This is a genomic window from Phytohabitans maris, from assembly GCF_031085175.1.
Lineage (GTDB): Bacteria > Actinomycetota > Actinomycetes > Mycobacteriales > Micromonosporaceae > Phytohabitans > Phytohabitans maris.
This window is the reverse complement of sequence record NZ_JAVHUY010000023.1, coordinates 138,211-146,025: the sequence shown is the minus strand read 5'-3', so window position 1 is coordinate 146,025 and position 7,815 is coordinate 138,211. Positions and strand designations below refer to the sequence as shown.

7 protein-coding genes, 1 tRNA gene, 1 pseudogene and 1 riboswitch are annotated in these 7,815 nt (G+C 67.8%); of the genes and pseudogenes, 2 read left to right on the top strand and 7 right to left on the bottom strand.

The features are described 5' to 3' along the window. Window positions 1-10: 10 nt before the first annotated feature. Window positions 11-1,432, bottom strand: coding sequence for an NF041680 family putative transposase (locus tag RB614_RS24380; protein WP_308712986.1), 1,422 nt, complete (start codon window positions 1,430-1,432; stop codon window positions 11-13). Between the two features lie 418 nt (window positions 1,433-1,850). On the opposite strand from RB614_RS24380, the gene RB614_RS24375 reads away from it, so the two are divergent. Next, on the top strand, window positions 1,851-2,810 hold the full coding sequence (locus tag RB614_RS24375; protein ID WP_308714939.1) for a hypothetical protein: 960 nt from the start codon (window positions 1,851-1,853) through the stop codon (window positions 2,808-2,810). Window positions 2,811-2,841: 31 nt separating this feature from the next. Then, a riboswitch (cobalamin riboswitch) is annotated at window positions 2,842-3,056 on the top strand. 107 nt (window positions 3,057-3,163) lie between these two features. Here the strand turns inward: RB614_RS24375 and RB614_RS24370 are convergent. Beyond that, window positions 3,164-4,187, bottom strand: a pseudogene (locus RB614_RS24370) (AbiJ-related protein). Between RB614_RS24370 and RB614_RS24365 the strand changes: the two are divergent. Beyond that, a complete protein-coding gene (locus tag RB614_RS24365; protein ID WP_308714937.1) occupies window positions 4,071-4,646 on the top strand; it encodes a hypothetical protein in 576 nt (191 codons plus the stop codon). The pseudogene RB614_RS24370 and the gene RB614_RS24365 overlap by 117 nt on opposite strands. 29 nt (window positions 4,647-4,675) lie before the next feature. On the opposite strand, the gene RB614_RS24360 is transcribed toward RB614_RS24365, so the two are convergent. The 5 genes from RB614_RS24360 to RB614_RS24345 all read right to left on the bottom strand — a co-directional run bounded on the left by RB614_RS24360 (window position 4,676) and on the right by RB614_RS24345 (window position 7,806). Beyond that, window positions 4,676-5,005: a YaaC family protein gene (locus tag RB614_RS24360; RefSeq protein WP_308714936.1), complete on the bottom strand. Its 330-nt coding sequence runs from the start codon at window positions 5,003-5,005 to the stop codon at window positions 4,676-4,678. 12 nt (window positions 5,006-5,017) lie between these two features. After that, complete coding sequence (locus RB614_RS24355; RefSeq protein ID WP_428983097.1) at window positions 5,018-5,593, bottom strand: YaaC family protein; 576 nt, start codon at window positions 5,591-5,593, stop codon at window positions 5,018-5,020. A gap of 464 nt (window positions 5,594-6,057) precedes the next feature. After that, a tRNA-Ser gene (locus RB614_RS24350) sits at window positions 6,058-6,128 on the bottom strand. Window positions 6,129-6,146: 18 nt separating this feature from the next. Next, window positions 6,147-6,557 carry an alpha/beta fold hydrolase gene (locus RB614_RS44345; RefSeq protein WP_428983099.1) on the bottom strand — a complete coding sequence of 137 codons (411 nt, stop codon included), beginning with the start codon at window positions 6,555-6,557 and terminating at the stop codon, window positions 6,147-6,149. A 67-nt stretch (window positions 6,558-6,624) separates the two neighbouring features. Next, window positions 6,625-7,806: an amidohydrolase family protein gene (locus RB614_RS24345; protein WP_308714934.1), complete on the bottom strand. Its 1,182-nt coding sequence runs from the start codon at window positions 7,804-7,806 to the stop codon at window positions 6,625-6,627. Window positions 7,807-7,815 lie beyond the last annotated feature (9 nt).

Here is a 7,815-nt window from a genome sequence, read left to right as displayed (position 1 = left end):
AGCTTGTTCTTTAACCTTTGCGCTGGTTGTGCGCGGTGATGGTCAGGTCGCGTTTGACGGTTTTGCCGACGTCGTGGCGGGGTGTGGGGCGTCGGTTTCGTGAGCCGGGCGGGCGTCCGGGTCCGGGTTTGCCGGGTTTCGGTGCGCTGGCTGGCAGGGCGGTGTTCGGGCGGATGTTCCGAAACCCGCGGCGGACGCGGGCTGGGGTGAGTCGGCCCGGCAGCGCGGGTCGTTCCCAGGGGCGGCGTAGGTCCGCTGCGAGGGGTCGGGCCAGCCGCAGTTGGGTGTGCGCGACGATGATCAGCCAGGTCCAGCGGTCCGCGGCTTGTGGGGTGCGTAGTTTCGGGCGGGTCCAGCCGAGGGTTTGTTTGAACAGGCGGAAGGTGTGTTCCAGGTCGAATCGGCGTAGGAAGGACTGCCACCAGCGGTCGATGTCGGCGGCGGTGGCACCGGTGGCGGAGCACCACAGCCACAGTGGTTTGGGGTCGCGGTCGCCGGGCAGATGCTCGACCTGGAGGCGGATCAGGGTGCCTTCGATGACGGGTAGGTCGCCGTGGTGGTCGATCCAGCAGGTGCGGCGGGTCAGGCGTGGGTGCAGCCGGTCCCAGCCGGCCGCGGTTGCGGTGCCGTACCGGCTGGTGGCAGTGGTCGTCTGGTGTTGCGGTGTCGGCCAGGTGGCCGGGGTGTCCAGCCGGAACTCGGGCCCGTGCTTGGGTGGCCTACCCGTGGTGCCCGCCGGCCGGGCCGGTTTGGGCAGGCGCAGCACCCGGTCGGCGCGGAGCCGGCCGAGCAACTGGACGGGCAGGTCGGTCAGCACATGGGCGAGCCGGGCGGTGTCGTAGCCGGTATCGGCGACGATCAGAATCTCGGGGTCACCCTGGCGCCAGTGCCCCGCCTCGATGAGCCGGTTCACCACGTCGCGGAGTTGGTCGGCGGTGACTGCGGTGGCGTCATCGGCCGGGCCGAGCCGTTGCGCGTCCAGGATCGCGGTCCATGAGGTGCGGCCGGACTCCAGCGCGGCCACGAACGAGTACGGCCAGCCAGGGATCATCTGCGCCTGGCCCTTGGCCCGGCCGTAGACGTGGCAGAACAGCCGATCCGGCGAGGTCACCGCTTCCGGCCGTAGCCAGTTACTGACATCGACCGCCAACACGATCCGGGCATCGGCGGTGCGTGGCAGCGGCAGACCGGCCAGCGTCACACGCAGCCGGGCGATGTCGATATCGCCCCAGTTCAGGCCGTCGTACAGGGCACCGTGACCGCGGCGATGCTCGGCGGTCAGTGACAACTCGGCCAGGCTGGTCACCGGCCCGTCAGCGCACAGCACTGCGTCGGTCAACTCGAACAACGCGTCCGTCCTCGCCGTCAAGCACCGGTAGTAGTCGCGGCGGAACGCCGCCAAACGTGCCGCCGGCGCCAACGCTGCGGGCAGCGGCGTTGCGGGCGTGTCGGGCAACACCAGACCACCGAGGTAGTCCACAATCGTGGCCACGGCCACCATCCGTTCTTCGTGTCCTGCCAGGGAACCGAAGGATCATCGGACGGTGGCCGTTCCACGTCGAGCATCGACACGCCGACGTCTACAAAGGACAGCAGTCACCACCGACGGTGGCCGAGGTTAAACAACAAGCTAAGGGCGCCGCGATCGGCGAGGTCGCGCCGCGGGCGGCGACTTGGGCACGCGGCCGTGGTTGCGTGTCAGGTTGTCGTGCAGGCCCCGGGTATGCGAGTCTGTGGCCACGGATCGGCGCCGCAGTCGTGCTGTGGGGTTACCGGACTTCCCTTGTTCGTCAGGCTTTGTCGCGTGCGCGCCCAGGGTCTGACGCTGCCCCGTGTCCGGAGGACATTCGATGACTAGCTACAGCGTGCTCGGTTCAGGATCACGGACCGTGGTAGTCGCCACCTGGTCTGGGGAGCAGTGCGACCAGAGCACCAAGATCACGACACTTGACCGCCACGAGGGTGCTGAACGCCTGGCCTGGATGCTCACCCGGCTGTCCGAGGACGCGTGGGACGCGGCCGCGTTCTTGGATACCTATCCGCTGCTGGAGGATGGGATCGGCCAGCTCTGCACCTTGCTGCGCGATCCCAATCCGGTGGTTCCCGCAGTCGCGCTGGCCTCCGCCGAGGGCTTGCGCCACACCTCGGCCGGCAGTCACACCGACCTAGTCCGGCTGTTGACGAACGACCTGCCGGACGTCCTCAACGGCTTGACCCGAACACAGCGGCTGAGCTTCGCGGACGAGATCGCGACTGATGCCGGCGCCCGCGCCCAAGCTCTGGAACTACTTCCGTACGGCCACGATCCGGAGGCGTCCGGGTCGCGGATCTGGCAGATGTGCGAGGTCACTCGTTCGATCCATAACGGCGCCGAGGGGCCACTGCCAGAAGGCGCGGCGAACTGGATCGTGCAGGCGTGGGGAACTGACGGAAGCCCGGCACGACGATGGGGGTGTCGGGAGCAACTGGTCCGCCTCGATCAGCTGCATGCGGCGTGCCTAGCCAACGGAGGGCGCGGGGACACCTACGACGATCCGTTTGAGGCGCACCTGGTCTTCGGCCAGCCGGGTGACAAAGATACGCGCATCTACTGGGTCCACCCGACGCAGAAATCCCGCGGCCGGTGGGCCAGCGACCCATTCAAGCCGCTGGTCGTCGAAGGCAGCGACGGTCATTCGCCGTCGCGGGTTCTGGGCGAGGTGACCGCCACGGACGACAACGGGTTCGCCGCCCTGCTCGGCGACTGGGTACGGACCGTGCCCTACCTGCGGCCAACCGACACGTACGTCGATCCCACCGTGTTCGACTGACGCACGCCACTTGACCTCCAACGGGCCGCCGGGCGGCTCCCTGGGCGACGGTGCGCTGTCCGTATGGTAGGGCGTCGTAGAGGGAACCTGGTAAAAGGCCGGGATTATCCCGCAGCGGCGGGTGGGAACGGCCGCCGTCAAATGCACTGGGCACGGTGGGTCTGGGAAGCGACGGCAAATGATCGGGTGACCGGATGACCAGTATCGCCCACCAGTCTGAAGACCTGCCCGCGCCGCGTGCGCGACCACGTGCGCCGCCGACGGCCGCTCCGGAGGCCGTCAAGAGCCAGGAAGGATCGCCGCACCGGCGATCGTGGAGGTCCTGGTGGCAGAGCGTTCGGATGAGCGTCCGACTACGGAAGGTCGATGTGGGACGACCGGAGCAAGCTGACGAAGAACTCCTGTAGGAGTGCTCGTGACTGGGTTCGGTCCTTCAGCTCTGCGGCGCCGAAGCGGAACACCTCGTATCCGGTGAGTTTGAGTTCGCGGTCGGCCCGCATGTTCTCGGCGTACGTTGGCGGATGGGGGCGCCCGTCTTGGGAGTAGTGCCGCACGCCGTCGACCTCGAGTACGACGCGGATCCCGCGAGGGAGCAGCATCAGGAAGTCCATGCGGAACCGGAGCAGTGCATCCGCTCCGCGCATCCGGACGGTTTGCGGGTCCCAATGCAGCCAGACCTCGGGCAGCAGCGCTGGCAGGTCGTACACGGCGGGTCCGAAGATTTCGTGGTAGAGGCTGTACAGCAGGGTCTGTGGCGGTGAATTTTCTGGCAGGCTGCTGAGCAGCTTCCGGTAGAGGGTTGTCTTGGCTTCGACGTCGCCGTCTAGATTGCGGGTTTCCTTCCACCAGAGCTGCAGGTCGCGCCAACGGATGCCATCGGTGCCGATGGGGCGGTCATAGACGAGCGCGTCGGTTTCACCGACGATCTGGATGTCGTTGTTCAGGGCATCGACGATCCGGATGTCCGGCTTGGTGCGCGACGCGAAGATGACGTTCTTCGGACGCCCTGCCGGCGTCCTGGTGGACACCAGGGTGAACACGGGATAGCCGCCGCGGATGCCGGTCTCGCGTAGCTCGGCGCCAATGTCGTGAAGGTGCCGGTTTACCACAGCGACGGTGCGCCGCTGGACAGGCTCGTCGGGCACGACGTCCGCCGAGGCCAAGCCCTCCAGGAAGAGTACGAATCGTCTGTCGGAGGCTTCGAAGGCGCCAAGCCTCAAATAGTTCCTCGGCAGACCAGTCCCCTGGATTGCGGAACACGTGCCGGCGGACCTGTCCGCGCAAGCTCGCGTCGCTGCTAGCCAAAAACGTGAAGGCGTCGTCGAGAACCCACAACCGGTCAAGGAGCGCCTCGAACCGGTCGCTGCTGTAGGCCAGGTCCTCCAGGTCGAGACCTCTGGCTATTTCGCGTCGGGTTCTCGCGGGGATCGGCAAGGGATTGCTGGCAGCCCACAGGATGTCCTGCAGCCAGTTGCGTCTCCCGGCATCGAGCCGAACGTAGGCAAGGACCAGGTGTGCGACCTGGGGCAACTGATCCTCTGGGAGCGCCTCGAAGCTGGCACTGGCCCGCTCGAACTTCGTCCCCTCGTCCGGGGGTGCTGGCAGTCCGAGCCGCTGGCAGGCATCACCGAGTCGGTCGTGGGTATTTGTGCTTCTGAGATGTTCAGGCAGGAACGACAAGGCGCTTCGCAGAGCCGTCACGTCCGGTCCACCTGCCACCCGGGGATTCTGGCAGACCGACGCGGCATCGACACCTTTCGCCCGCTGCGATTGAGTTGGCCGCGCACCGGCTCGCCGCATTCTGTCGACCGGCTCGCTGCCCGTCACGCCACCTGACCGCTGGCCGGCGATGACCGTAGCGGCTACTAGCTAGCCTTCCCCAGTTTTGGCATCGGTCCATTCACCTCATCGATCGCCGCGGCGACGAGCCGAGGGGCGACGTTGATCGCCGTCGTCAGCAGTTCCTCGATGGGCACGGCGAACGGGCTTGAGGCAACGGCGATGCACCGTGCCCAATCGGACGGCTCGTAGCGCGCAAACATCGACAGGGTATGCAGGACCGCCCACCACGACATGAGCGGATGGAGGCCGCGCGTGTTGGTGCCCACGGCCGGAATCAGGTAAGGCTGTCCGTCGTACTGACGCGTTCTGGTCAGCAGCAGCCGGTCACGTTCTGCCGCGTCGCCGTCGGGCACACCCGGCGCGCGTCACATCATCACGACCTCGCCCCAGCCGTCGCGGTGTGGACTGAAGTGAGGCCGAGGTGGTGCGTCACCGGTAAGCGCAGGGAGATAGCCGTCCGCCTCGGGGAAGGCCGTCATGTACGTGTCCAGGTCCTCGGCAGGCCGAGCCGAGGAAACGACCGCCGGCGGCAGGTAGGCCACCGTGGCAATGATCGTCGGGTGCTGTCTGACGTGGTTCTCCGGTACCACCAAGAGTGGTGCGCGCCGGTGCTCGTCATTGCGAAGTGCGAGGTGACGGGTGTCGGGAATGCAGTCCCAGAGCGCCGTGAGTGGGACTGCGTCCTGTTCTCGCCAAACTGGCGAGTCGAGCAGCTTCGATAGCGACACGAAGCTGCCCGTCTTCGTCGCGTGGACCTTGATGTCGGGCAGGTCTGCTCCCCATCCGATCTGTGAGATGCCGTGACCGCGGAGCCGCCAGTCCTGGTTGCCCTTAGGCACCGAGGCGGCTGCCGCAGCGATCGCACGGCCGGCCTGGCTGAGGCCATAGAAGATCAGCAACGGCTGTGTCGCCGGTCCTACCACAGCCGCCGCGCGGAACATCTGTCAACGGCCGCCGCGAGGGATCTGCCGCCGCCGGCCGGCTAGGTCGGGCGGCAGTTCGAGCCGGTAGTGCCAGCTGTCGTGCCCCGGGTTCCAGGCCTCACTCGGCCGGTGCAGCTGCGGGCACGCCTTGCGGTCCGACAACCGCAGCGTCTGGAGTAGTAGCGCGAGCCGGCGTCGCTCGGGTGTCCTGCGACCCGACTCAGCCACAGGCCACCCGTGAGCCAGCCATCAGCACCGGCACCTGCGCGGCGATCACCGCGTGCGCACAACGCCGCCGCCGCACCCACCAAGATCACATTCTGGGGCCGTCACTGCGAGGCCATCGAACAGTGCCGCCTAAACCGCCACCGGCCGTACCGTTCGCTGGCTCCAGAGCACACGACGAGCACACGTCCACCCACTGTGGACATCAAGAAACTCCAATCCCAGACAGAAGCCCAGGTCAGATCCTTGATCAATTGTGCGCCGCCAGGGACTCGAACCCCGAACCCGCGGATTAAGAGTCCGATGTGGAGGATGCCGGCCTGTCCGCATCGGAGCGACAGGTCCGTCAGGCGCAGTTTGATGCTATCCCGTCCAACTCGGTGGCACAACGTGATGCCGTTTGGTCCGTGTGGTGCTGACGCTTACGCGGCGTCCGATCACACGACGAGCACACATACCTGGCCGGGACATCAGGGCGTGCACCCGGTCGACCAAGGCGTCGTCGACGACGGTCGAGCCCGGTCCGACCAGCCCGGCGAGGTTGCGGGCGGTCGCGGCGCGCGAGCCGATGCGGCGATCGAGTAGTCGCGTCCGGCCGCGGTCCGGTGAGCCCGAAGCCGGGCAGGTCCGGTCGCACGACGTCGAAGCGGTCCACGAGCAGGTCCGTGACGGCGTCGAAGACGTGCAGCGACGCGCCGCTGCCGTGCAGCAGCACGAGCGTGGGCCCGGTATCGGCTCGCCGGACGTGCACGCGCATGCCGTCCAGGTCAACGAACCGGGACGTCGGGTCCGTGAACTCCATTTCGGTTACTCCGTATCCGTTATTAGCCGCTGCGGAAGCGTCGACGGGTGGCGGCCGGTTCAACTGGCGCCGCAGGAGGTAAGCAGGATCGAGTGGGCGCCGGAGCGCCGGAGCAGGCCCTCGGCGGACTTCGCCAGCTCATCGAGCACGCGGTCGACATCGACGCCGGCCAGTCGGCCGCCCGCCTTGACGATCCGGCCGTCGACCAGCACGGTCTCGACGTTGCCGGTGTCCATGCGCAGCACAGCGCCGGGCGCGTGCAGGACGGCCAGGAGTTGAGCGCGCGGGCGTTGAGGACGACGATGTCGGCGCGTTTGCCGGGCGTGAGGGACCCGACCAGGTGGTCCAGGTGTGCCGCCCGCGCGCCGCCGAGCGTGGCCATGTGCAGGACGTCGCGGCTGGAGACTGGCTCGGGGGGTGGGAGAGCCGGTGGTCGTGTCGACCGCGCCGCGTTGCAGGGCGTAGGCCGCGCGCATCTGGGAGAAGAAGTCGACCGGGGCGATGCTGACGGCGTCAGTGCCGAAGCCCACCGGGAGCCGGTGGTCAAGTGACGCCTGGAGGGCGCCGGGCGGCCCATGGCCAGCGTCTGCTCGGCGATGCACGAGACCGACACCTTGCCACCCGTGCGCTCGATCGAATTCCACGAGGTGTCCGCGAGGCCGAGGCAGTGAATGAAGGTGATGTCCGGTCCCAACAGGCCGCCGGTTTCGAAGTCCTCGAGGACCCGGCCCCAGTTCTCGTCGTTGACGTGGGCGAACACCGGGATGTCCAGTTCGCGGGCGAGCCGGAACAGGTCTTCGTCGACGTGGTAGCCCAGCGCCAGGCGCATGATGCCCGAGCTGGCTCCCGCGGCGACGAGCCGGCGGATGTCCTCGGGATGGGCATAGCGCGGGTCGGGCTCGTGGTCGCCGAACACCGGCGAGAAGCTGAACACCGAACGGATGCCGGAGCGGCGGATGCCGTCAAGTGCGGCGTCGGTGTGGTCCGGCGTGTAGGAGCACTGCGAGGTGTCCACGACGGTGGTGGTGCCGGCGGCCAGGTTCTCCAAGGCTCCGCCGAACTCGCCCCAGTACACGTCTTCGGGCGTGTACTGGTGGAACAGCGCTTGGTCCCCGGCGCGTGACTGCAGCGCGCGGTCGCCACCGCCGTCCCCGCGCTCGCGCTCGCCGCCGCCGGCCAGCTCGCGACCTTGGCCGGCGAGCACCGGGCGGAC